General features: G+C 33.2%; 29 protein-coding genes and 1 pseudogene. 29 read left to right on the top strand and 1 reads right to left on the bottom strand.

The genetic code is table 11. The annotated features are described in order from the left end of the window. The 3 genes and pseudogenes from SB773_RS22685 to SB773_RS22675 all read left to right on the top strand — a co-directional run. Nucleotides 1–351 (top strand): annotated as a pseudogene (locus tag SB773_RS22685) (hypothetical protein); the annotation flags it as partial. Nucleotides 352–372: 21 nt separating this feature from the next. Next, complete coding sequence (locus tag SB773_RS22680; RefSeq protein WP_410592283.1) at nucleotides 373–1,077, top strand: class A sortase; 705 nt, start codon at nucleotides 373–375, stop codon at nucleotides 1,075–1,077. 122 nt (nucleotides 1,078–1,199) lie between these two features. Next, nucleotides 1,200–1,601: a hypothetical protein gene (locus tag SB773_RS22675; RefSeq protein ID WP_410592281.1), complete on the top strand. Its 402-nt coding sequence runs from the start codon at nucleotides 1,200–1,202 to the stop codon at nucleotides 1,599–1,601. On the opposite strand, the gene SB773_RS22670 is transcribed toward SB773_RS22675, so the two are convergent. Then, on the bottom strand, nucleotides 1,573–2,682 hold the full coding sequence (locus SB773_RS22670) for a hypothetical protein (protein WP_410592279.1): 1,110 nt from the start codon (nucleotides 2,680–2,682) through the stop codon (nucleotides 1,573–1,575). The genes SB773_RS22675 and SB773_RS22670 overlap by 29 nt on opposite strands. Before the next feature lie 114 nt (nucleotides 2,683–2,796). On the opposite strand from SB773_RS22670, the gene SB773_RS22665 reads away from it, so the two are divergent. The 26 genes from SB773_RS22665 (at nucleotide 2,797) to SB773_RS22540 (ending at nucleotide 23,968) form a co-directional block, all read left to right on the top strand. After that, complete coding sequence (locus SB773_RS22665; protein ID WP_410592277.1) at nucleotides 2,797–3,225, top strand: class A sortase; 429 nt, start codon at nucleotides 2,797–2,799, stop codon at nucleotides 3,223–3,225. A 69-nt stretch (nucleotides 3,226–3,294) separates the two neighbouring features. Beyond that, a complete protein-coding gene (locus SB773_RS22660; RefSeq protein WP_410592275.1) occupies nucleotides 3,295–4,017 on the top strand; it encodes a hypothetical protein in 723 nt (240 codons plus the stop codon). Nucleotides 4,018–4,038: 21 nt separating this feature from the next. Then, nucleotides 4,039–4,416 carry a hypothetical protein gene (locus tag SB773_RS22655; protein ID WP_410592273.1) on the top strand — a complete coding sequence of 126 codons (378 nt, stop codon included), beginning with the start codon at nucleotides 4,039–4,041 and terminating at the stop codon, nucleotides 4,414–4,416. Between the two features lie 90 nt (nucleotides 4,417–4,506). Continuing rightward, entirely contained in the window at nucleotides 4,507–4,839 is a 333-nt protein-coding gene (locus tag SB773_RS22650) for a DUF5592 family protein (protein WP_410592271.1), read from the top strand. Nucleotides 4,840–4,870: 31 nt separating this feature from the next. Then, on the top strand, nucleotides 4,871–5,524 hold the full coding sequence (locus SB773_RS22645) for a hypothetical protein (RefSeq protein ID WP_410592269.1): 654 nt from the start codon (nucleotides 4,871–4,873) through the stop codon (nucleotides 5,522–5,524). 19 nt (nucleotides 5,525–5,543) lie between these two features. Continuing rightward, the gene (locus SB773_RS22640; protein WP_410592267.1) at nucleotides 5,544–5,738 is read left to right on the top strand and encodes a hypothetical protein; all 195 of its coding nucleotides are present in this window, start codon (nucleotides 5,544–5,546) and stop codon (nucleotides 5,736–5,738) included. Continuing rightward, the gene (locus SB773_RS22635; protein ID WP_410592265.1) at nucleotides 5,731–7,689 is read left to right on the top strand and encodes a VirB4 family type IV secretion system protein; all 1,959 of its coding nucleotides are present in this window, start codon (nucleotides 5,731–5,733) and stop codon (nucleotides 7,687–7,689) included. The genes SB773_RS22640 and SB773_RS22635 overlap by 8 nt, the downstream gene beginning before the upstream one ends. A gap of 1 nt (nucleotide 7,690) precedes the next feature. Then, on the top strand, nucleotides 7,691–8,827 hold the full coding sequence (locus SB773_RS22630) for a bifunctional lytic transglycosylase/C40 family peptidase (protein ID WP_410592262.1): 1,137 nt from the start codon (nucleotides 7,691–7,693) through the stop codon (nucleotides 8,825–8,827). 26 nt (nucleotides 8,828–8,853) lie between these two features. Then, complete coding sequence (locus tag SB773_RS22625) at nucleotides 8,854–9,459, top strand: hypothetical protein (RefSeq protein ID WP_410592259.1); 606 nt, start codon at nucleotides 8,854–8,856, stop codon at nucleotides 9,457–9,459. 33 nt (nucleotides 9,460–9,492) lie between these two features. Continuing rightward, nucleotides 9,493–9,783 carry a DUF5513 family protein gene (locus SB773_RS22620; RefSeq protein ID WP_410592257.1) on the top strand — a complete coding sequence of 97 codons (291 nt, stop codon included), beginning with the start codon at nucleotides 9,493–9,495 and terminating at the stop codon, nucleotides 9,781–9,783. Further along, nucleotides 9,773–10,642 (top strand): hypothetical protein, encoded by an 870-nt coding sequence (locus tag SB773_RS22615; protein ID WP_410592255.1) that lies wholly within the window; start codon nucleotides 9,773–9,775, stop codon nucleotides 10,640–10,642. Before SB773_RS22620 ends, SB773_RS22615 begins: the two co-directional genes overlap by 11 nt. A gap of 286 nt (nucleotides 10,643–10,928) precedes the next feature. Then, a complete protein-coding gene (locus SB773_RS22610; RefSeq protein ID WP_410592253.1) occupies nucleotides 10,929–11,231 on the top strand; it encodes a hypothetical protein in 303 nt (100 codons plus the stop codon). Between the two features lie 29 nt (nucleotides 11,232–11,260). Continuing rightward, complete coding sequence (locus tag SB773_RS22605; RefSeq protein ID WP_410592251.1) at nucleotides 11,261–11,542, top strand: hypothetical protein; 282 nt, start codon at nucleotides 11,261–11,263, stop codon at nucleotides 11,540–11,542. Nucleotides 11,543–11,558: 16 nt separating this feature from the next. Then, nucleotides 11,559–12,182, top strand: a complete 624-nt coding sequence (locus SB773_RS22600) for a hypothetical protein (RefSeq protein WP_410592249.1) — start codon at nucleotides 11,559–11,561, stop codon at nucleotides 12,180–12,182. 31 nt (nucleotides 12,183–12,213) lie between these two features. Next, the gene (mobP2, locus tag SB773_RS22595) at nucleotides 12,214–13,755 is read left to right on the top strand and encodes a MobP2 family relaxase (RefSeq protein ID WP_410592247.1); all 1,542 of its coding nucleotides are present in this window, start codon (nucleotides 12,214–12,216) and stop codon (nucleotides 13,753–13,755) included. A gap of 26 nt (nucleotides 13,756–13,781) precedes the next feature. Continuing rightward, nucleotides 13,782–14,252: a hypothetical protein gene (locus SB773_RS22590; RefSeq protein WP_410592245.1), complete on the top strand. Its 471-nt coding sequence runs from the start codon at nucleotides 13,782–13,784 to the stop codon at nucleotides 14,250–14,252. Nucleotides 14,253–14,363: 111 nt separating this feature from the next. After that, complete coding sequence (locus SB773_RS22585; protein WP_410592243.1) at nucleotides 14,364–15,026, top strand: hypothetical protein; 663 nt, start codon at nucleotides 14,364–14,366, stop codon at nucleotides 15,024–15,026. A gap of 46 nt (nucleotides 15,027–15,072) precedes the next feature. Then, on the top strand, nucleotides 15,073–15,489 hold the full coding sequence (locus tag SB773_RS22580) for a DUF5514 family protein (protein WP_410592241.1): 417 nt from the start codon (nucleotides 15,073–15,075) through the stop codon (nucleotides 15,487–15,489). Between the two features lie 33 nt (nucleotides 15,490–15,522). Next, on the top strand, nucleotides 15,523–15,729 hold the full coding sequence (locus SB773_RS22575; protein WP_410592239.1) for a DUF5511 family protein: 207 nt from the start codon (nucleotides 15,523–15,525) through the stop codon (nucleotides 15,727–15,729). Further along, the gene (locus SB773_RS22570) at nucleotides 15,729–17,507 is read left to right on the top strand and encodes an LPD25 domain-containing protein (RefSeq protein ID WP_410592237.1); all 1,779 of its coding nucleotides are present in this window, start codon (nucleotides 15,729–15,731) and stop codon (nucleotides 17,505–17,507) included. The genes SB773_RS22575 and SB773_RS22570 overlap by 1 nt, the downstream gene beginning before the upstream one ends. A gap of 70 nt (nucleotides 17,508–17,577) precedes the next feature. After that, nucleotides 17,578–18,561, top strand: coding sequence for a hypothetical protein (locus SB773_RS22565; RefSeq protein WP_410592235.1), 984 nt, complete (start codon nucleotides 17,578–17,580; stop codon nucleotides 18,559–18,561). Between the two features lie 24 nt (nucleotides 18,562–18,585). After that, a complete protein-coding gene (locus SB773_RS22560) occupies nucleotides 18,586–19,146 on the top strand; it encodes a metal-dependent hydrolase (protein WP_410592233.1) in 561 nt (186 codons plus the stop codon). A 101-nt stretch (nucleotides 19,147–19,247) separates the two neighbouring features. Beyond that, a complete protein-coding gene (locus tag SB773_RS22555) occupies nucleotides 19,248–20,273 on the top strand; it encodes a DUF3991 domain-containing protein (protein ID WP_410592231.1) in 1,026 nt (341 codons plus the stop codon). 376 nt (nucleotides 20,274–20,649) lie between these two features. Beyond that, entirely contained in the window at nucleotides 20,650–21,225 is a 576-nt protein-coding gene (locus SB773_RS22550) for a hypothetical protein (RefSeq protein WP_410592229.1), read from the top strand. Nucleotides 21,226–21,342: 117 nt separating this feature from the next. Further along, nucleotides 21,343–23,487, top strand: a complete 2,145-nt coding sequence (locus SB773_RS22545; protein ID WP_410592225.1) for a type IA DNA topoisomerase — start codon at nucleotides 21,343–21,345, stop codon at nucleotides 23,485–23,487. Between the two features lie 37 nt (nucleotides 23,488–23,524). Further along, the gene (locus SB773_RS22540) at nucleotides 23,525–23,968 is read left to right on the top strand and encodes a CPBP family intramembrane glutamic endopeptidase (RefSeq protein WP_410592289.1); all 444 of its coding nucleotides are present in this window, start codon (nucleotides 23,525–23,527) and stop codon (nucleotides 23,966–23,968) included. The last annotated feature ends 309 nt before the right edge of the window (nucleotides 23,969–24,277 follow it).

Genomic DNA, 24,277 nt, shown 5'->3' with positions numbered 1-24,277 from the left:
GAAGTGAAGAATAATATAAATGATGGAGGAACAGTGGATTCTCCAATTAGAGGAGCATCACAAACGATTCACAGAGACGTAGAAGTGAAGAATAATATAAATGATGGAGGAACAGTGGATTCTCCAATTAGAGGAACATCGCAAACAATTCACAGAGACGTAGAAGTGAAGAATAATATAAATGATGGAGGAACAGTGGATTCTCCAATTAGAGGAGCATCACAAACGATTCACAGAGATGTTCAAGTAAAAGAACAAGTTCATGAAAATACAGCGTCACAACGCCATGGTGTACCAACATTTAAGCGGAGAGGAACAGCAAAGAGCCGCTTTGATCAATTAAAAGATTAAGAAGGACGGTGGTGTAAAAAAATGAGTGGGATAGTCATTCGTAAAAAGAAGAAACAGAAAAAAACATATAAGTATTTATCGGTTCTTCTTATAGGAGCAGGTATTTTGAGTCTGGGCTATCCTTTTATGAAGGATAGCCTTGTTAGTGATATAGCGGAAAGTAAGATGAAAGAAATACAGGCAGATCATCAAGAAGATGGACAAGGTGTAAGTGATGAAGCGAAGAAAGAAAAAGTTCTACAAAAAAAGCAATCAGTGACGAAAGAGAAAGTAACATATAATTTTGAAGATGTAACGCCAATTTCAATGAAGGATATTGTAAAGGCTGCGAACAAGAAAATGTCTGTCGTAGCAACCATTAAAGTACCTAGCGTGAAAATCAATCTACCTATTATGGAAGGTGTATCAAATACCGCTATGTCGGTGGGAGCTGGTACATTAAAGCCGAATCAAGAAATAGGAAAAGGTAATTATGCGATGGCATCGCATAATATGAACAATCCTAAATTACTATTTAGCCCCTTGGATCGTGTGAAGAAAGGGGCTTCTATTTATTTGTCCGATGGACAGAAGGATTATGAACATGTCGTGACAGAAAAAAGGATAATTGATGCTAGGGAAGTTGATGTGATTGAAGATAAGGAAGGAAAGAACCTGGTGACATTAATCACATGTAATACAAATGGTAAGAAACGATTGCTCGTAGTTGGTGAGTTGAAAGGGTAATAGGGGTCATGTTCTTTGTTGCTAGAAAACAAAAGCAAACTGAATAATTTTATTAAAGGAGAGTGGTAGATTTTATGTCTGCCACTCTTTTAATTAAATACGAATATAATGAGGTGGTTTCAATGAATATTAGAAATGTTTTCATATTTAAACATGGTGGTTCAGTAGAAGAATTTGTTTTAGACTATGTTCGACCAGAGGTTAGAGATCAGGTACTGGTTTTACAGAATAAAGAAGTAAATCTAAACCATTCATTTGAAAATCCAAATAAAATCGTTATCATCGAAAATTTAGAATATGAAAATAACAGTGATCTATTACCATTTTTTCACGCTCTAAACAAGGAGGATAGAGTGATTTGCATTCTTTCTAAAAACATTGAGCTATTAAAAACGATGTATACAGAAGAATGGAAAGAAATTGAAAAAATGCTTCGTTTGATTCAGATGGCTAATCAAACGGTTTGTTATGGTGCAATCGCTACAAGAAAAAATATTAGTGATTGTCCTCCGAATATGAAATAGGCAGTGTCATAATGTCTTTAATTGTTGTGTTATTGTCAATAACCTTGCCAATGATATTCTTTTGATTAGGGGTATATTTAATCCCTATATTCTCCATAAACGAATGTAGTTGATGATTCATAAAAATATCTCCTTTTGTTTGAGAAATACAATAAGGAAACCAAATTTCGTAATCAGAGTATTCTAAAACAATCTGAATATCATTGTTTGAATGAATATATCCGTTATAAATGTTTCTGTTATAGATTGAATCATTTGTAATTTTAGTATTTGGAATATATTTTATTGATTTTAATTGAGAAGTTTTACCGTAATAGTTTTCTAAGGTTGTTTGTAAAAAATGGACATCGCGAGCTGCGGATTCTAGAGTGATTTCGTCTCTTTTTGGTCGACTAATATGATTGTCGTAATGATTTAAAATGATAATTAACTTACCATTTAATGAATAAAAATTAGTTGCTCCTTCAGGAATTTTAGAAGAAAAACCTTTTATTTCATCTAATTCGAAATTATACTCTACAACACTATTACTGAATATGACATGTTCTAATTCCTGTGTAGAAAGTTTACTATATTTTTCTAGAAAACGAACAAAATTAGAAGGACCTGTTCCTCCGTAACGGCAATTAAACTGGTGTCCAAATTCGCTTGTATCATATATTTTCCCTTGATCTGTTATAAACACACTAGTAGAGAGTTGCAGACGTTCCAGAGTGTCTAATTTTTTAGGATAATTAGAATTTGTATTGTTTGTTTTTAAGATTCCATAAGCGAAAAGGTCGTGAGGTTCAAATGAAACCATTATTTTTCTGATAGGGATAGGTAATTGAATATATTTGTGGTTTCCTTTTTGTTTTTCAGAATCAAGAAATTCTTGATTTAAGTGGTGTCTAACAGCGAAATTATAAAGAGAACGGCAAATTTGAAGACTAGATTTACTTATTTCTCTCTTTCCACTTCTTAGTTCGTTAATTGTAGTATAAGAAATATCGCATTGGTCACTAATTTCTTTAGTACTGAAATTAGAATCTAAAACATTCCTGATTGACATGGATAATTCGAAATTAAGATTCATAAACAATTTTATTACCTTCTTTCATATTAATATGATTATATTTTAACAATGGAAAGTTAGAAAAACAACTTTGAAGAGTTGGAATATGATTGTGTAGAGTTTTTTATTTAGAGGTGAGTGGTGAAAAGAGGAAAGAACAAGGTAAAGGCTGCGAACAAGAAAATGTCTGTCGTAGCAACTATTAAAGTACCTAGTGTAAAAATAAATCTTCCTATCATGGAAGGTGTATCGAATAGCGCTATGTCGGTTGGAGCTGGCACATTAAAGCCGACTCAAGAAATTGGAAAAGGAAACTATGCGATGGCATCGCATCATATGAACAATCCTAAATTATTATTTAGCCCCTTAGATCGTGTAAAAAAAGGGGCCTCTATTTATTTATCAAATGGTAAAGAAACGTATGAGTATGTTGTTGTGGAGAAAAGAATTATTGACGCCAGGGAAGTTGATGTCATTGAAGATAAAGAGGGGAAGAACCTGGTTACTCTAATTACATGTAATGCAGATGGTAAGAAACGATTAATGGTAGTTGGCGAGTTGAAAAAATAAGAAATCTCAAAAGAAGTAGTTTCATGTGAAAACTGCTTCTTTTTATTTGTTTCGAAAGGAGTGATGAGAGTGAGTTTACTAGAAAAAGAAGATGTTCAATCACCTAAGGGAAAAATATTACGGTTGATTGATGCAGAAGGAATAGTAGTAGAAGAGAGTTTTAATTTATCAATAGCTCGTCCTTTTTTGGCGTCTCATTTAATGGAGACGACTTATTCATACGAAAATGGAAAAATAGATAGTGTGTATACAGTTCTAGTTCCAAAATTTACGGATTTAACAGAAAAAGAACAGGCAATAGATTTATCTTTTGTTTTGGCACTTTATCGATTAAGGAAAGAGAAGCGGTGGACAAAATTATTTGTGTTGAATTCTTTCGTATTAACTAAGTTGGCGTGGAAGAAAGCAGAAAAAATTTGTAAAGAAAATGGCATCATTCCAGAGGTGGAAAAGTTTTTGAAGTTTTTTAGGAGTAAAGATTGGGACTTCGAAGAGCGAAAAAAACTCGTTTTATATGAATCTTTGATTCCATTTAAAACACTGTATACATGGTTAAAGAGCGTTGTAAAAATATATTTATTTAGTTGGATATTCGCTTTGTTTATATGGGCACTTCACTCATCAGGAGCAATAATGTATTTTCCTTTTTCTAATAATTTGTTTGGAGGGACTGAACAAATGAATGGGCATCATATTGCAGCGATGTCTAGTTCACTATTTATGATGGGAATAACTTTCTATATTTTTATGTCTGTTTTAGAAAGATCTTTTATTGATTGGAGAAATAAATAGGGAATAGTAGAGGTGATTATAATGAGATTTAATAACGAACAGCAAGAAATGTTTGATGTAGGTGTTGAGCTGTATGAAGGGTATGAAAGAACAGAATTAACAGGTGGTGAACCATTTTTCACTGCTGCAAGAAAACAATTATATAAATCATTTTTATCATTAGTGGTTTTGAATGAAGAAGAGATTACAAAGTTTGAAGCAGTTGGTGGTTATGAGGAACTATTGGCTACTTTACCAGTAGATCATCCTGCTAGAATCTATTATAAAGGGATTGATAATTTAACACCTAGAATTAAGGAGTGTGTAACCTGTGAATTTAAAATTACAATGATGAATTTTCTGAGTTTGATTGAAAAAGCACTGGAAAAATATAAAGCTGAGATAGATAAGGATAGATGAAAGATGTCAGTATAAAAATATAATTTTATAACTTTATAATCTTATAATTTTATACTTTTATAAAATTATAAAGTGAGGTGAATGTAGAAAATGAAACGGAATCCTAAAAATACCAAACAAGAAATTAAGCTAACGTTTTTCTACTTATTTGATTTAGGAATAATCGCCGGTATAATGATACTTGCATCGTATTTGTCAAAAATTCTTTTACTTGGTGCAGTGGGTAAAATTTCATTGTATATTGTGGCGGCTGTTTTAGGTGTCTTTTTATGTATAAGACCTTTTAGTAGCCCTACCAATCGTAATATGAAAGTTATAAAGGATATGTTTAAAATGGATAGAAGAAAATTCGATGCAATAGAAATAACAGAATTCAATAGCATTACACAACAAAATAGCAGAAGTCGAAAAAGAGTAGGATAAAATCCTGCTCTTTTTTATATAGAAGGGGAAGATGGACATGCAGAATGGTACGGCAAGGAAAAAAGAAAAGAAAGAAAGTAAACAAAATATAATTTTTACGGTTTTACCATTTCTTTCACCAGAAAGGAAAGAAACTACATCTGTATTAGATGCCATTCAATATAAAAGAATGGATCGAAAAACAGGTGCGGTTATTGATGTTAGAGATCAATATCAAGCGTTTTTAAAAGTGAAAACAACAGATTTATTATCCATGCATCAAGATGATTTAACGAGAGTTATGAGCCGACTAACAACTTTATCTAGAGTCTATCATGAACCTTTTAAAGTTATAGGGATGACATATTTGTCCGAAACTACAGAACAACAGGCGTATTGGAAGCGTATGGCGTTACGCTATCGTTCCAGAATGAATAATGGGAATGTAACAGAGGAACAAATACGGTTGCTTAGATACCGTTATAAATTGGCTAATGAGAATTTAATGCGTGTTATTTGGGTAGAAAAGAATTTGGAAGAATTCTCTTTCTTTTTTGTGGTCTATGGGAAAAGTGAAAGAGAAATTCAGAAGAATATCGTAGATATAATTCGCTATGGTGGTAGAGAGTTAGAATTGAAGAGATTAAGTATCAAAGAAACGGAAGAATTAATATATAAATTGCACAATATGGAATCGGAAATGTAATAAAGAAAGGATGAGAAAAATGAGTAAACAGCAATCTATAAAACTACAAACAGGAGATAAAGGGATATACCTGGGTATACATTCAAAAATAAACCCTTTAGTAATTGTTCCATCTGATATAGCGAAAGAAAGTGCACATGTTAATGGCATCATGTTAGGAAAGATGGGGAAAGGTAGAAAATTCACATTAAGGGGCGAAAGACAACATGGTTAAGTTATCAAAGAAAGAACAAGAAAAATATAAAGCAGAAGGTTATGATTTAAATTTTATTTCAAGGGTGCAGCCGCAAGGTGGCATTAAATTTAATGAGCGCTATATCGCTACAGGTGATTGCTATGTAGCTTGTTTATATGTGTATTCTTTAGCTGAAGATATTAGTCCATTATGGTTAACGCAGTTATTAAATCATAAGAACACAGTCTCTTCCATGGATATTGCGACAGCTAATAAAGAAGAAATATTAAAAGATATTAATCGTTCTATTGGTGAATTAAAAGATCGTGGGGAATCAGAACGAAAAGCGACAGACCGTGATGATGCATATTGGGAATTAGATAATTTAGTTAGCTTTGCTCGTTCGATTTCACAAAAAGGTGAGGTCGTTAAGTTAGTAAAAACTCGAATCTTTTTCTATGATTCAGTATTGGAACAATTAGAAAAGAGAATACAAGATATTAAGAAAGAGATTGCAGGAAATAATTATAAGTCCCAAGTTTTTGTATTTAAGCAAAAAGAAGATTGGACTTCATTGTTTGCGAGTTATGATGTACAACGAGAGTATTTTAATGTGTCGGTTGGTAATCCAGTTCCTTCTGAAAATATTGGTTATGGTGTTCCGTTTCATCATCAAGCTCTAAAAGATCCACGTGGGATTTACTTTGGACAAACTTCAACAGGGGGAGCTTTTATATTAGATCCTTTCTTTTCTACACCAACAAGAAAATTCTTTAATGGGTTTGTCCTAGGTAAGATGGGATTTGGGAAATCTACATTACTAAAACAATTATTAGAAGGATTAGTTGCGAAAGATTGTTTTATTAGAGGGTTTGATAAAGCCGGGGATTACTATGAAATCGTAAAAGAACAAGGTGGAAGATATGTAGATTTAAGTGGTGGAGAAGCAGAATTTGAAGAAAAAGATCCAAGGCTTGGTGAAGATATTGAAACAGGATTAATCAATCCTTTAGAGATATTTGCGACGATTACAAATAAAGCAGGTACGAAAGTACTTGAAAGTAAGTCGTTTCAAAACCATTTGTCAAAAGTATCTAATATGTTGCGCTTTTTGAATAAGGAGCTAACAGATACGGCTCTTACAGAGTTTCGCAAGCATTTAAGAGCATTCTATGATAAGTGTAATTTAACACCAGCAAAAGGGCGGAAGATTACAGGGTTAGATCCAAAATCTTATCCGATTATGGAAGAGTTTTATCGTTATCTACATACAGTTCAGTTAGATACAAATGCAACTCCTGAACGTATACGTGATTTTGAGAGAATCAAAAGTCAAGTTGAGGAAATGATTGATCCGAATGCTTATGGAGAAATGTTTAATGGCCATACAACATTCGCTAATTTTGAAGATGAACAAATTGTATTCTTTGATATTGATGGCATCTCAAAATATGATAAGCCTGTTTTTCACTGTCAATTGTTTACGGCATTAACGTTTATTTGGAGTCATGCTTTAAAAAATGGGCGTCGAATGAAGTATTTGGATGAAGTAAAAAAGGTATCGATTGAAGACCTTCGATACTTCATGGTTATTTTGGATGAGTGCCATAATGTAATCAATTCAGAAAATGAATTTGCGAATAAATATGTTTTAGAGTTCCAAAGGGAGATGCGTAAGTTTAAAGCAGGTATCTTTTTTGCGACACAATCACCAGGTGATATGTTGCCACCAGAAGGAGTACAATTAACTTCAGCAACATTAAAATCTATTTTTGAGTTAACACAGTATAAAATCTTTTTGAATATGGATAGCTCGGTGTTGAATGTATTGCGTAAGGCAATTGGAACAACGTTTACTGAATCTGATTATGAAAAAATGCCTACATTACAGCAAGGTAACGCAATTGTACAAATTAGTGGTAGTGAAACATATAACGTTATGTTTGATCCAGATAAAGAGCAATTAGAACGCTTTAGAGGTGGTCAATAAAATGAACGATGCTGGTAATTCTATGTTAGAGATGAACAGAAAATTTAAGAAAGCAAAACGTTGGAAATGGATTGCGGGTTTGCTAGGTAGCTCAACAGGACTGTTAGTTCTAGGAGCTATCTTTTTTTTGGTCATGTTAATAGGAGTTATTTCTAATGGGAATCAAAGTTCTACAGGAGGAGGAACTTCTACAGGTGGAGTTGCAACTAACACCAATTTACCTCCTGAAGTGTTACGTTGGAAAGATATGGTCGAGCAAGAATGTACAGCGCAAGGTGTACCTGAATTAGTCCCGTATGTGTTAGCAATTATTATGGTGGAAAGTAATGGTATTTCAGAGAAGCTACCTGATATTATGCAGTCAAGTGAGTCACAAGGGTGGACAATGAACACAATTTCTAATCCGAAAGATTCTATTTATTATGGTGTTATGCATTTAAAGGGCGCATTTGAAGATGCAAAAATGTTAGGGATTAATGATTTATTAGCCATTGTACAAACATATAACTTTGGGCGTAATTATGTACATTGGTTAGCAGCAAATAATAAAACGCATTCCTTAGAGACTGCTGATAATTATTCTTTAACAGTTGTTGCACCTGCTGGTGGTAACAAAAATGGAACAACAATTGGATATAGTCAGGCTGTTGCATTTGCATATAATGGTGGTTATCGCTACATCAATGGCGGTAACTTTTATTATGCTGAGATGGTAAAACAGTATCTAAGTTTTAGTGGTGGAGGAAGTATTCCTGATGGTTCAGACTTCTTTAAAGGGGTTATGAATGAAGCTACAAAGTACAATGGGAATCCATATGTATGGGGTGGGAAAAGCGCATCTCAAGGGTTTGATTGCAGCGGTTTAACATATTGGTCATATAAAACAATGGGAATTAATATCCCAATGTCTGCCACAACACAATACGATGCTACACAGCCAGTAGAGTTAAAAGATGCTAGACCAGGAGATTTAATTTTCTTTAGAGGGACATATGGTGGACCGAATCATGTGAGTCATGTTGGAATCTATGTTGATCAAAATACGATGTATGATTCCAACAGTAGTGGGATTGGCTATCACACATGGAATAGCTCATATTGGATGCAACACTTTGCAGGTATTAGAAGAGTACAATAATAAAAATAAAAATTGGAGTGAATAAAATGAATAACTTTACGAAAATTGTCATGGGATTACTAGTAGCTTCCATCTCTTATAACGTGTATTTTGGATTGGAAACAAAAAAAGAAATGGATAATTTAAATGTGGAATTGAAAACACAAGCTGAAGATAAAGAGAAAACAATTCAAACATTAGAAAATAAATTAGATCAAGCGAAAAGAAAAATGACAGAACAAAACAAACCAAAAACGGAAGAAGAAAAACAAGCGCACGTAAATATTGAAAAAGAATATAAAGATGTGACGAATCAATTTGTACATGCATATCTCGACTATTCAGTGAAAAATAAAGATGAAAGAAGAAACAATTTAATGAAAATGACAGAGCAATCTTTAGTAGCTCGTATTGCACCGAATGTTGAAGATGGTGGTGATCCAGGGTTTAAATCGAAAGTAAATGAAACGGTGATGTTCATTGATAATTCAAATGATATCAATCAAAAATGTTCCGTATTAGTAGATGTGAAATACACAATTGAAGGATTAGAAAATGGAAAAACAGATGTTCATAACTTTATGAAGGTCACATTGGAAAAGAAAGATAACGCAATAAAAGTAGTGGATGTAAGCATATATCCGCTTAAATAAAAATTGATATAGAAAGGAAACGAGACATGAATCATGCGTATAGATGAAGAGAAATTAAGTCATTTAAAAGCCAAACATGATTATTCGGTAGACGGTGTGTATTTAATTTTAAAGTTGCGAAAGAAAAAAAGAATCTATGAAGAAGTGATTTGTGATTGGTTTGATTACAATAAAGGAACGAATTTCAAATGGTTATTAGTCCGTCATTATAACCCAAGAAGTAAAATTCCGAAGTACACAAATTATAAGTTAGATAACATACAAGAGGATGTGAAAATTGTGAAAAAGGCGAAAAAAAGAAAGGATAAGGTCTATGTTTCTTAAAAATAAAGAGAAAAAAGATAAACGAAAATCGCCCAATGCGATTCGAAATATGTATGGAATAACGCTATGTAGTTTCTTCGTAGTGTTATTTTTCATTTGTATTTCTCCTTTGTTGCGTGGTGCGAATTATGAATTTGAGGAACGAAAATTAAACGAATACCAATTGTTAACGAACGATGTAAAGGCTGCGATTGTTAAGAAAGAATACAATCCAGAAAATAAAACACTACGAATTGATTATGCATTTAAGTCAGATAGTAATAACTCAAAATCATTAAGTAATTTAGATTATAAAGTAGAAAATCGATACATTAAGCAAGAAACAAATGATGTGAAAACAAAAGTACTTCGACCAAGTGATGATTATTTAGTCGTTATTAGTACGAACGTTCCTGAAGATTTCGGTGTGATCGCTTCAACGATTAAGCCTGAATATATACATCCAGAATTAGAAAATGATCCAGGCGATTTAAAAGAAAAAGGAATGAAAACATACATTAAAGAAAGTCCAAAAATGATGAATGAGAAGCTGAAAGTTCAAACTATTACTGCGTATGAAGAGGAATATATTGAACGAACACAAGATATTTTGGACAAAGAAATTAAAGAATTAGAGAAAAAAATTCAGCTGAAAACTTCAGCAAACAAACAAATAGCTACGAACAATGAGAAGATAAGAGGCGAAATGGACTTCCAAACAGAAGGTGAAAAAGGAACAACAGGAAACGAAATGAAAGCAAATGACACGACAATTAATACAAACAAAAAGGAAATTGAAACGTTAAAAGAAGAAATCAAATTAAAAGAAAAGAAGATTGATTTGCTGGATGAAAAGAAAAAAACTGTAGATAAAAAGTAAAAAAAGTGAATTCAAAACGCATACAAAACACATACAGACACATACAAAACATATACAAATCACCTTTAAACGCATACAAAACACATACAAATGTGATATCGGAGATATCACATGAATTTATAAAGAAACCCAATAGGCACAGCCTATTTCATCACTTTGGCCACAAAGTGATATCGGGTTTCCTTATGCTCTTTTATTATTCTAGGGGTTATCTACTAGGATGGGAATTTACTGCAACATAATGGTTAACGAATTTGATCTTACGAGTTGAGAGAGGAAGATGAAAATGAGTGCAGTATTTAATAAACCGGCTTTATTTACGAAAGTGATTACGCCACCACAAGAGGAGTTCGAAGGTTCAAAAATTAAACCATCAAATTATTTGATACAAAATGCAGATGGAGATAATTTCTTATTGTTTAGAGAAATTAAGAAAGATGAAATTGAAGTTTTTGAGGGTGAGCGAATAATAGAATATGACGGTAAAAGTTACATGATGATTGCAAATTTGCCAGATGAAGAACATGCAATGGCAGCCATTCAATCATATTGGAGAGCAATAAAAGAGCTTAATTCGATGACGAATTAAGCTCTTTTATGTGATTGGAGGATTCGAAAATGAGGAATGTTTTAGTGAGAGGTATTGATACAGCTTATATTAAAGAGATTGACAGAAGATGTGAATTAATTAGTGCTAAGTTAAATAGAAAATATTCACGACAAGAGTATTTAAAAAATTTAATTCAAAATGAAGTAGAACGTTCTTTGTTTGAATTTAAACAAGATCAGTTCGATACCGCTGTTAAAAATTTAAGTATAACTTTGGAGAGACAAACAAATATGTTGCAAGAATATATAGATTCCAATAATGAAGTAATTCAGGTAATAGCAGAAAAGTAAAAGGAGGATAAAGTAATTGGCAAGAGATCGATATGAACAATTATTTCAGTTTAGAGGAAATAAAGTACACGATGATATTGTGAAGACATATCATAAAAAGTTCCCTCAGTTTTCAAAGGAAGCCGATGTGTTTCGACATGCAATTTTACTGTTAGATGAAGAGATGAGAAAGCAGGATGGACAAGATGATTTATCTGTTTTAATAAAAAAGGTAGCTTTATTAGAAAAAGCAGAGAACAAATCCAGGATGCAAATGGATGTACTAATACTTTTGATTTTAGAATTACTTTCTCGTTCAGGAAGTGATTTAACATGGGATGATGCAGAACAAGAAATTCGAGATCGGATAGGTTCGGCTGTTACGAAAAAGTCAGAAGTGCGAAATGTAAAAGCAAAGAAACAAGAAAAAGTAGAGAATCATTTTGAGGGAAAATTAACGATTAACGCAAATAATGAGGAAGAACTATTTAATTCTATTTCCACTGAATCGAAGGAGAATATAGCTCTCATTTCAGATAAAGATAAGATTACATTACGAAATGGGATTCCACATAAGAGCGTTTGGGTTGATGGTACAGAATACTTTGATGAAATTTCTTGGGATCAAATACCTGAACATAGGATGTCTGAATTGGCATAAATAATTGGCGTGAAATGTGAGGGATTAAGTAATGGCTAAACCACCAGGGATAATTTTAACTTCTCAATATACGATACCAAATGCAAAAAGTTTCACGACTTATATTGATTATTGTACGAGAGAGAAAGCGCTTTTAAAGACAGATAGAGAATTAACTCCTACTGAATTAAGAGAATTACATCGAGTACAAGAAGCTAAGTATCATGTAGATATGGAAGTTGGAGGCGTACATTCTTCCGTGAAAAATAAAAAAACATCAGATAAAGAAGGGGAAGCAAAAGTGATATTGTCTTCCCCTGAATTATTTCAGTCCTCTCAGGACTTTGAAAAATACGTTTCATATATGGGAAGAAGCTATGCACTGAAAAGTAAACAAAAAATCTCATTAAGTGAAAAAGAAGAATTGGATTTGTTAGAAAAACATATGGCAGATCTTACTCCTGATAAACAAATGGAGGATGGTAAGAAGGAAATTCTTTCAGGTGTTTTCTCAAAAAACAAATCTAATATCACACAAAAAGATTTGTCTGATATTAAGGGAATAGTAGGAGAAGCACAAAAAAATGGTTCAGTTTATTATCAAGATGTTGTTTCATTTGATACAGACTTTTTAATTCAAAATAAGTTGTATGATCCACGTACTGACACATTAGATGAAAATCGAATTCAAAATGCAAGTCGTAAAATGATGGAACAATTGTTTAAAGATGAACACATTGAAGAGAATAATGGGTTTTGGTTCGCTTCCATTCATCGTAATACGAAACATATTCATATTCACTTTGGTACAGTCGAACATGAGAATAGACGACAATTGGTTACAACTGAAATAGATGGTGTTGTTTACTACGAACCAAAAGGAAAACGAAAACAAAAAACATTAGATAATATGAAGTCAACGTTTGCTCATTCTTTAGTGGATCGTACGAATGAGTTAAGCAGAATTTCTACTTTAAGAAATGACTTGGTTCAAGAAATAAAAGGAGAATTAAAAGAATCACGAGAGAAAAAACAGCCGAAAGATGTTGTTTTACTACGTGAGATTTATGCAGGATTACCGAGTAATAAAAAAGATTGGGCTTATGGGAGTAAACGAATGCCTGAAGAAACAAGAAATAAAATCGATCAATTAACAAGCCTATTAATGAAAGATAATCCTGTTTTCAAGGAATATAAAGAATCAGTAAAGAATGAGTCTGAGTTTCAAAAAGGTTTATATGGTGATACGGCACGGGACAATAAAGACTATGAAAAGAATCAAATAAGAGATGTGTATAAGCGTATGGGGAATTCTTTATTGAAAGAATTGAAGAAAAAGAAACCTTATGATGAGAATCCTATGTATCGATTTCAACAAAAAAATGAGCAGATAAAGAAGAAATATGAAGATGAAAATAGACAAAGTGATAAAGAGAGTAAGAGGTATTCAAAGTATAAACCACCTGTTTTAAGTAAGAAGGATATTAGAAATATAGAGAGAGTTATAGATGATGATTTACGTAAATTGCGTGCAGAAAGAGATTATGAACGCGTACAACAGCAAATAGCAAGAGAACAAGAAATGGGTTATTAAATTCATTTAATAAAGGAGAATGTAATATGAAAAAATACAGATTAGGTTATGACTATTTGTTTTTAGCAGGTAAATCATTTTCTTATAAAGATGATTTTATCGGTTCAATGAGCGTTAATGTACTATTTAAAGTTTTTGATGATGTAGGAAATGAGCAGTTATTTGAGTCTGAAGAATTAAATGACCAAAGACTTTATTTTAAAAATGGTAACTCGTGTTATTTAACAGATTTAATTAGCTGTTCTATTGATATAGAAAATATATTAAATTTTAAACCTAATATTCCATTGTTAATAGAAAGTGGTTATTCATTACAATGGGAAATAGATTTTTATACAAAGGATTTGGATGAAGGCATTTTGGAACCTAAGGAAATTTCAGAAGATGAGTTTATGGACATTATGAAAAATAATATGGATTTATTTGATAATGTAGATAACTATCCCGCACAAAGTATCTCTTATTTCACACGAGAGCATACGATTGAAGCACAATAGAACAAATATATGATGCAGCAAATGAATGGTCGAGATTATTAATCTGTATGAAAAGGCTAGGTGTATGAAAAATAAAATGATATTAGATAAAGGAATTAGGAGTGATCGAAAATGAATTTTGTAAAAAAAATTAAACAGTTAGAAATCGATTTGCAAATTGTTCATAATCCAGCAATGCTTTTACTTTTTGAGGAAACGATATTAGATGGAGAGGGCTTTGATGGTAGATACATCGAAATATTTTCAAAAGAAAGACTTGTATCTTATCTAGAAGGTGAAATTGGATTTGATGAAATTCTTAAAAGTGCGAACATTGGTAGTAAGCATTTTAATGAAAAATATCCATTGTTAGGGGATATCGAAGATCGCTTAGAATACCTTAAAGAAAAAAGTGATAGTCCGTTAAATAAGGGACAACGAATATTTATGGATGTAATTTTACATTCGAATTTCACGTATATACCACTATGGAATGGAACAAGGGTTCATAAATATCATTTAATAACTTTACTATCAGTGATAGATTGGTTTTCTTACTTTATAGGTACAGGAGGTTGGGGTGAAGAGGACACCTTAGTGGTAATTGGAACAGATAGGGGCTTTATAAGACGTGATATAGAGCTTGTTTTACCATTAGATATAGTCGAACACTTAATTGTTGAATTAGATAAAGTAGGACATTTAAGCGACCAAAACGCAAAAAAATGGATTGAAGAAAGCAAAGAGCATAATAAAAAAAGAGGTGCAGAAATTGCCTCGAAACTTGGGTTATAAAGATAAGACTAGTATTTTATTTAATAAAAATGGGAGGTCTTACTACATGGAAGGGAAAGTTTGCTACTCAATTGTTTCAAGTGTGAGATTTAGTCGGAATGAAGAAAATAGGAGGTTGATAGAAAATTACATAAAGAAAGGAGAGCCTAATTTTGTAATAAGAGGGGATGATTATGGAGAGTGCTTTGAGGTTGATTGTGAAAAAAATATAACTGAAGAAGTGAATGAGAATTGGTTACTAGAAAACATAAAGGAGTTTGCTAAAAAATATAAAATTACGGAATTTGAAGTGTGGAAAAAACATGAGGGGAATTCTGTTTTTGACAAAGGGTTTGGTATTACTGTAGAGGGTACAATGAATGGCCCAATCATTAAATTTAAAGAATCATATTCAGGAACGTTAGATGATTGGAACTTCTCCTGGATCAAGGGTCAGAGAACTTACGAAAAAATATATTTTTAAATTTCGTTTTAATACTAGAAAGGTAGTGTAAAAATGTCTCAAAAAAGTTTATATATGATTGTCCGTGTAGATCAAGTACAGAAGAAGGTTCACCTACAAAAGAATTTGTTTTATAAACAAGTCGTAGTGAATGTTTCTGAAGAAGATGCAGCAATGTATGAAGGATTAATGGAGGAAACATCAGCAAATGAGAGCTTGCCATTTGTTGAATATGATGAAGAACGAGGTGTGATTGGATAATGGCTTACAAAAAGAAAAACTTTACACCTAAGACAAAAGAGCAAATTCAAGAAGAAACAAAAGAAGTTATGGATAAAGTTCTGGCGGATATAACAAAATACTATACGTCACCTGAAGATATGTTAGAGTTGGCCAATTTCATGTCTAAGTTTAGTGATTATTCTCCTAGGAACATGCAATTAATTAAATCTCAGTTCGAACACTCTTATGCATGTGCGAATTATAAAACATTTAAAGATGCAGGTTTTCATGTGAATAAGGGTGAAAAGGCTATGAAAGTATTTCATCCTTATATGAAAGAATATGTAAGAGACCCGAAAACAAAGGCAGCCATTCCTTTGAAAAATTTAACGGAAGAACAGAAAAGACAAGTGGAAAAGGGTGAGCTGAAGGTACAAACACAAACAACTTATTATTTAAAAGCTACAGCATTTGATATTTCGCAAACGAATGCTAAACCTGAAGACTTGCCTAAAATATTTCCTAATCGACAGTTCAACTTTGAAGTGACGGAAGAAAATAAAGACCTATTGAAGTTGGGTATTAAAGCCCTGGCGGAAAAAGAGAATATAAAAATTAAGATGATGGGGGATAGAGATGCATTAATAGATGAATTAGGAAATATTCACGGTTCGTATGTTCAGACTATCGATGGTTCTCGCTCCGAGATTGTTATGAACACTCGAAACACTGAAACAACAGAATTAGCTGTATCTATACATGAATTAGCACATGCAAAGTTACACAATGTAAAGGTAGATCATTCTGATCATACACCTACAAAAGAATTTGAAGCGGAGTTAACTTCTTATGTTGTATGTAAGCATTATGGTATGGATACTAGTGAAGTAACGGTTCCTTACATTGCTCAATGGACAAAAAATGGACAGGATATAGAAGAGAAAGATAAATCTATAATGCGTGTTCATGAAACAGCAAGTAGCTTTATTAATACCATTGATCAGAAGATGTCTGAACTACAAAGGGAGATGGAAAAGAACATGGAGCAAAGCAAAGGAGAAATAGAGGATGTATATTTAGTGCGCTATGGCGCTTTAACGAGTACTGAAGAGGAAATTGTAACTGTGCATGATTTACGTGAAAGAGCAGGTAGAGATAAATCCTATAATGATGTAGAAAACGCTAAGTCTCTAAATGATAAAGAGTATATTGAAGAGTTCAATAAAGTAAATAAAGTAAATTGTATTGCGTTAAATCATAATGAAATTAAGAAACCTATGGTTGTTATCCAATGGTCTGAAGCGGATTTAGAAACAAACAAAGCAATTCCTTTTGGTGAAGCAAATGAAATGATGAGGAAACGAATTGCAGAAATAGATATTGAATCTGAAAAAGCAAGAGAGAAAGGTGAATTTGTTCCTTATGATAAAACTCGCTATCATATAATTCTACCAAAAGAAATGGATAAAGATTTTCAACGAATGGAAGTAATCACAATGGATCGATTAGATTTAGGGGATGGAGGATATAAGTCTCCGTATGAGCAAATATTAGATGAAAAAGGATATTTATCGGATGAAGTAAAACAAGCATTGCAGAAGGAAATAAGTAGTTATAATGAACAAACAAGAGGTCAATCTAATCCTGAAAAACTAAGAGCAGTAGATCGTACTGTAATTGGTGAGAAACAACAGGATAAGGTTGACCATTTTTTATCTAAAGAAACAGAAAGAAATGAAGATACAGCTGTGAATGATACACAACAAGATAAGAGAAGAATGGCACGCATGGCATATATGCAACAAATGGAGAGATAAAAAACACACCCGAAATTGAAAAGGTGTGTTTTTATTTTAAATTTATAATCGATAAGGAGAAGAGAAAATAATGGATAACTTTGAAGTAGTAACAGACATTCAGCAACAAGCACAGCGCTATATCGATGGAAAATTAGGGATTGATTTGGAAAAACATTGGGAGCAATATGAAATCCAATTATCTGAAGATCTTCGAGTTATAGAAGATATTCGTCCAGAAATGCGCTTGAGTCTAGGAGAATTATATACCGTTGTTAATAAGTTTGGGACGAAAGAGGAACTTCAAGAATTAGAAGCTATTGCAAAAACACTTGAACCATATTATGAAGCAGTTCTTGTTAAAACAGAATTTTATAATACACCTATTGCAAAAGTTTCTTTTGATCGACAACAAAACATGAAAGTAGAGTGTACTTCTGAATATGTGAAGGATAATCATAGTAACTTTGATTTCAATAATTCGGTATTCCATACCCTTAATTACATTAATCACTCTATAACAGAAGCTCATAAAAAGGTAATGAACGGTGATGTTGAGTATCAAGGGCTTTATCCTGTAGATGAAGCTGATGTTATTTATTGTGAATCGACAGGTAAACCATTGCAGCAAGATGAAGAAGTTTTTTACATGGAAGGTTATGATAGATATTTTGTACCGGAAGAAGTAAACCCGAAAGATGTTGAAGAAGGAAACGCCTATTATACAACTATTGATTATGAAGATGTTGAAGAAAAACGAATTGCGCCAATCCAATATGTAGAAGAGAAAAAATATGAAGATGGTGAACTTCGTTTTATTCCTACAGTTGGAATTATTGACGATAATGAAGCTGAAGAAGAGATATATCGCATGCAATCTGTTAAAACGATAGGTTCTGTGAAAATAGGGGATGGGGAAGAACAGGTGAAAGAATCAAAAATCAATCCTAACAGTGGGAAAAGATATCTTGGGAATGATACGATTCACTCTGAAGAACATTCACATTTATCTCAAGAAAGAGAGCAAGCAAGAAAGCAATACATGATGCAACAAATGCATGGGCGAGAGTATTAATAAAGATGGAAAGTAGTGTAGAACATGCAATATAGAACGCATCTTACAACAAGTATGGTAATTGCTTTACCAGTATTAGCAGCCACAGACACTCTAACAATAGCAAACATTGCAGCTGTTGGGTTAGGGGCTTTGTTACCAGATATTGATGAACCGCACTCTTGGATGGGTAGAAGAACTAGGGGCGTGTCTGATTTAATACATGGAGTTTTTGGACATAGAGGAATTACACATTCGCTACTAGGCGTTGCGCTTGTACTGATTCCTATTCTTTTTGCTGTAAAAATGACTCCTTTATCTTTTATTACTGGAATGTGTGTATTAGCAGGATATTGTTTGCATTTAATTGAAGATAGCTTTTCAATCAGTGGAGTCAAATGGTTACTTCCATTATCAAATAAAAAATTTCAAAGTGGATTGCACATAATTTATTATCGTACTGGCGGAATGGCAGAGTTTGGAATTTTAGTTGTAAGTATGTTTATTTTAATAATTGAAATTCGTTCTTTTGGAGCGAGTTTACATCTTCCTGAAGTGAATGTAATGAATTCATTATTTGAGAAAATTAAGGGATTTATTCATTAATGAATAGATCCCTTATATAAAAATAAAATATAAAAAATTACTCAAAAAGACCGTGTAGGAATAAATACACGGTCTTTTTTTATTTTATTGGAGGGGTTATCGTGGATCACAAAAAACAGGATGTAAAAAAATATACAGAGGAAGAAATAAACAAAGCGGCAGCGTTAGATATTGTAGATTATTGTATGCAAAACGATATTCCTGTAAAAAGTGATAGTGAGCGTTATTACCGTTTGGCGGAGCATGATAGTCTAATCATCGATAGAAAGAAAAATCAATTCTACTGGAACAGTAGAGGTGTTAACGGAAATATCATTAATTTTGTACAGGAAGTAGAAGGGGCTTCATTTCCAGGAGCTATGCAGCGATTGTTAGAAGGGGAAAAGGATTATGAAAAAGCTTCAGAGGTTACATTTGTGACTGAGCCATATGATTATGAATATTATGCTCAAAAAGAAGTACCTAATTTTGACAGAGCAAAGGAATACCTGGTTAATGACAGGAAAATTGACCCTCAAGTTGTAGATGCATTGCATAATAAAGGACTGATTAAGCAAGATAAGTACAATAATGTTCTGTTTCAATGGAAAGATCGTGAGACTGGAGAAGTAATGGGGTGTTCTGAGCAAGGTGTTGTGAAATCAGACAAATACAAGCGTGGAACATGGAAGATGATTCAAAAAAACTCGACTCCTAATTATGGATTTAATGTGTTAAATGGTGAGCCGAGGAATTTAAAATTCTTCGAATCATCTGTAGACCTTTTAAGCTACGCTTCGTTGCATAAACAAGATCTAAAAAATACGCATTTAGTTAGCATGGAAGGATTAAAACCACAAGTTTTATTCAATTATTACATGAAGAGTTGTGAGAGAATTGGTGATGTGCCGGATAGTTTATCATTGTGTGTAGATAATGATAAAGCAGGAAGAAACTTTGTAGATAGATTGAAGCATTTCCGATATGAAAAAAATGATGGAAGTATAGTTGTTTTTAAACCTGAATTCCCTAAAGCTCCTTCAGAAGAACAAAAGTGGGATTGGAATGATGAGTGTAAGCATGTAGCGAAACAGCGGGATCAAGGGAGGCAGGCGGCTTATTTGCGGCATATGAGTAGAGAAAGATGAATTATAAAAATATAAAAGTATAAAAGTATAAAAGTATAATTTTATAAAAAACAATCAGGGTCAAAATTGAATTATTTAGCGATATTATGTATAATCTAAGTATGAAAGACATGGAGCAGTTTTTCGGAGTACGCTCGGCTAAATAAATAAACCGATACAAGACACGGAGCGGTTTTTCGGAATGCGCTCGGCTAAATAAAAAACCGATAATGATGGATTTTAAAAGCACTTACTTTGCTGTAAGTGCTTTTTTGTTTGAATTAGTTCGATGTAGTGAGATTCAACATTGTAAAATCGCAGGTTATACGGTATAGGTTTTTTTATCCTTAGGCACTTACTTTTGTAAGTGCCTTTTTTATTTGAAAGGGAGACAACTATGGAAACAGGTGATTATGTAAAGATTAGTGATCGATATTTTAAGGATAATCCGAATTTAAAAGAGAAAATGTACAATAAAGAAGAGCGCAGAATGTATATAGGTGTTGTTGTAAAACTTTCGGACCAATTAAATGCTTGTGTTCCTTTTCGTACAAAAGCACCAAATAATAATCGTGTAGTAGAGCATGGTACTTTTTCCATACCTTCAGAAACAAGACCGAATGCCTGTTTAGACTTAACAAAAGCTTTGATAATAAATAATGAGAGTTATTTAAGTGTCTTGCAGAAAGAAAGGGTTGCAATCCCCACTGTGCAAAAGGCTAAAATCAATGAGAATATTGATGAACTTGATAAGATGTTAAGGGGATATATAAAAGGATATAAAAAAGATTATAAGGAAAACATACGTAGACCTGAAAGAAGGAGAGATCCTCTATATCAATTTAGTACTTTGCAAAATTATCATAAAGAGCTTGGAATGATAAAAGAACAGGAGAAGCCAATAGAACAAGATAAACAAAGAGAACGAGCAAGAAGAATGGCATATATGCACCAAATGGGGCGTGAAAGATAAGGTTTATTGAGGCAGCATAGCGATATGTTGCTCTTTTTTTGTTTGGGAAGGGGTGGCATAGCGCCATGATACTCCTTTTTGCATTTAAAAAACTTATATATGAGAGGAAGTAATAACATGGGATACGTATTAATTATTGCAGAAAAACCGTCACAGGCAAAAGCATATTCGGAGGCTTTCCCGAAAGTAGAAAAGAAGGATGGGCATTTTTATGTCCCACCTTGTTCATTAATGCCAGAAGGGGCGAATATTACCTGGGCGTACGGTCATTTAGTTGAATTGAAATCACCTCAAGATTATAAAGAAGAATGGGAAAAGTGGGATCTATCCCAATTACCTATTTTACCTGAGAGATATGAATATAAAGTATCGGCTGATAAGAAAAAGCAATTTAATATCGTGAAGAAATTAATGAAGGAAGCTAGCGTGATATGCAACTCATGCGATATAGATCGCGAGGGTGAAGCAATTGCAAGATTAATCATTCAGGAAGCAGGTTGTTCTTCTAAGCCAATAAAACGCCTATGGATCAACAGCCTAGAAGTAGATGAAATTAAAAAGGGATTCCAAAACTTAAAGCCGGGTTCAGAATATGTAAGTATGTTTGAAGAAGCACAAGCCCGTCAAATTAGTGATTGGTTAATTGGCATGAATGCTAGTCGTTTATATACTCTTTTACTACGTCAGAAAGGTGTCCAGGGGGCCTACAGTGTGGGGCGTGTGCAAACGCCAGTTTTATGCCTGATTAATCAACGACAACAAGATATTAAGAACTTCAAACCGTCACCGTTTTTCGAGTTGGAAGCACAATTCAAGGCGATGAATGGTACGTATAAAGGACGATATAAAGAGAGATTTAAAACAAAAGACGAGTTAACGATGTTATTAAAGCAACACCAACTTTCTGAGAGCGGATGTCAACAAGGAGCGGTTAAATCGGTGGAAGTGCATCCTAAAAAACAAGAAGCACCAAAACTGTTTTCTCTTTCTTCCCTACAGGCGTTGGTCAACAAAAAATATAAGTATTCACCAGCTGATGTTTTAAAGGGGATTCAGGAGTTATATGAAGCAAAATTAGTAACATACCCTCGTACAGATTGCCCTTATATTACTGATGGTGAATTTGAGTATTTGAAAAATAATTTGAGTGGTTATCAGTCGATTGCAGGTGTAAACTTTCAACCTCGTTCATTAGAGCCTAATAAGCGCTATGTCGATAATAAAAAAGTCCAGGAGCATTATGCCATTGTAGTGACAAAAAATGTCCCTTCAAAGAGCGTGATCGATCAGCTAAGTGAAAAGCAGCGAAATCTGTACATGGAAGTGTTAAAAAGTGTATTAAGTATGTTCCATGCGCCTTATGAATACGAAGAAACGGTAATTACTACAGATATGAATGGATTGCATTTCACAACAAAAGGGAAGGCAGAAAAATCATTAGGATGGAAAGAACTATATGTAACAGATAAGATAGAGGAAGAGGACAAGGAAGAACAAGAATCCCTCTTACCTGTAGTGAAACAAGGGGGATTTGTCCAAGGACAATTAAAAACAAAAGAAGGCATGACGATAGCGCCTAAGCCTTATACAGAAGGACAATTAATCACGATGATGAAAACTTGCGGCTCTTCCGTAGAAGATGAAGAAAGTAAGGGGATTCTCAAAGAAGTAGAAGGTTTGGGGACAGAAGCAACTCGTAGTGGAATCATAGAAACGCTGAAAAAACAGGCATATATAGAAGTGATACGTAACAAAGTATCTGTTACACCAAAAGGCGAAATCCTTTGCCAAGCCGTGCGAGGAACTTTATTGGCCAAACCCGATATGACGGCACAATGGGAAGGGGATTTGCGAAAAATAGGGAAGAAACAAGGATCTAAAGATGTGTTTGTAGCGAAGACAGGGGAATTCACGAAACAATTAATTGAAAATGCTACAAAATCATTAGATCAGCTCCAAATAGACAGCAAAATCCAGGAGATGCAAGAAAAAGATGCAGTTGGAAAATGCCCGAAATGTGGGAAAGAAATAGTGAATCGCAAAACGTTTTATGGTTGCAACGGATATAAAGAGGGTTGTAAGTTCTCAATACCAGGTGAATTTTTAGGAAAGAAAATAAGTGAAACGAACGCTAAAAAGTTATTAGAAGGAAAGAAAACAGGACTTATTAAAGGGATGAAGGGGAAATCAGGTAAGGAATTCGATGCTTATCTGAAGCTGAATTCTAGTGGGAGGATTGAACTTGAATTTGCTAAGAAATAACCAGGTTAGGGTTTTAGGAAAAGAGAAAGATTCGGTCTTGAAAACAAATGGTATTTTTCAAAAAGTTAAGTGGATCGTACTTGTGGCTGGACTTGCAGTTTTGTCTAGCCTGTTTTTTTCTTATATAAAAGAGTTGTTATCGCTTGGAGATGGTAATGCAGTAGCCACGAATCAAAGGATTGAGGTGAATCCTTTGCATATGTTAGTACCTTTATTGATTGCTCCTATTGTAGAAGAGTGGATTTTCCGTAAGAAATTAACCAATCTATTCAACAAAAGGTTGAGCAGAATGGAAGCGATTCTCTTTGCCAATGGATTCTTTGCCTTCGTTCATTTAGATTGGTTCTTCTTCCCTTACTTTGTGAATGGGTGTTTATATGCGTGGAGTTATGAAAAGACAAAAGATTTGAAAGTCCCAATGTTAGCTCATATCTCATATAATTTATTTGTATTTTTGGCAAAAAGTCTTCTAATTAATTAACATAGAACTATTATAATTGCTAGACTAATAGACTTCATATTAAATTGAAGTCTATTTTATTTCACTTTTATTTGTGAACTTGTGTAATTGTGTAAATGTCCACGTGTGTAAATGTATTATTGGTATGTCAATTCGAGCGGAGTATAATAACTTTAAGGAATTAGAAAATGTGTAAATGTGAACTTGTGTAAATGTCCACATTTACACAAGTTCAAGAAGGAAGGAGTTATTTGGTATCTAGATTGATGGATATGAATGTAATTTTAATCATATTTTTGATTTTGATTGTAAATATGGAAGGGGAAACAG

Source organism: Bacillus sp. SIMBA_074 (assembly GCF_046534555.1).
GTDB lineage: Bacteria > Bacillota > Bacilli > Bacillales > Bacillaceae_G > Bacillus_A > Bacillus_A mycoides.
The sequence above is the reverse complement of the archived record's forward strand: the minus strand, read 5'-3'. Positions and strand labels throughout refer to the sequence as shown.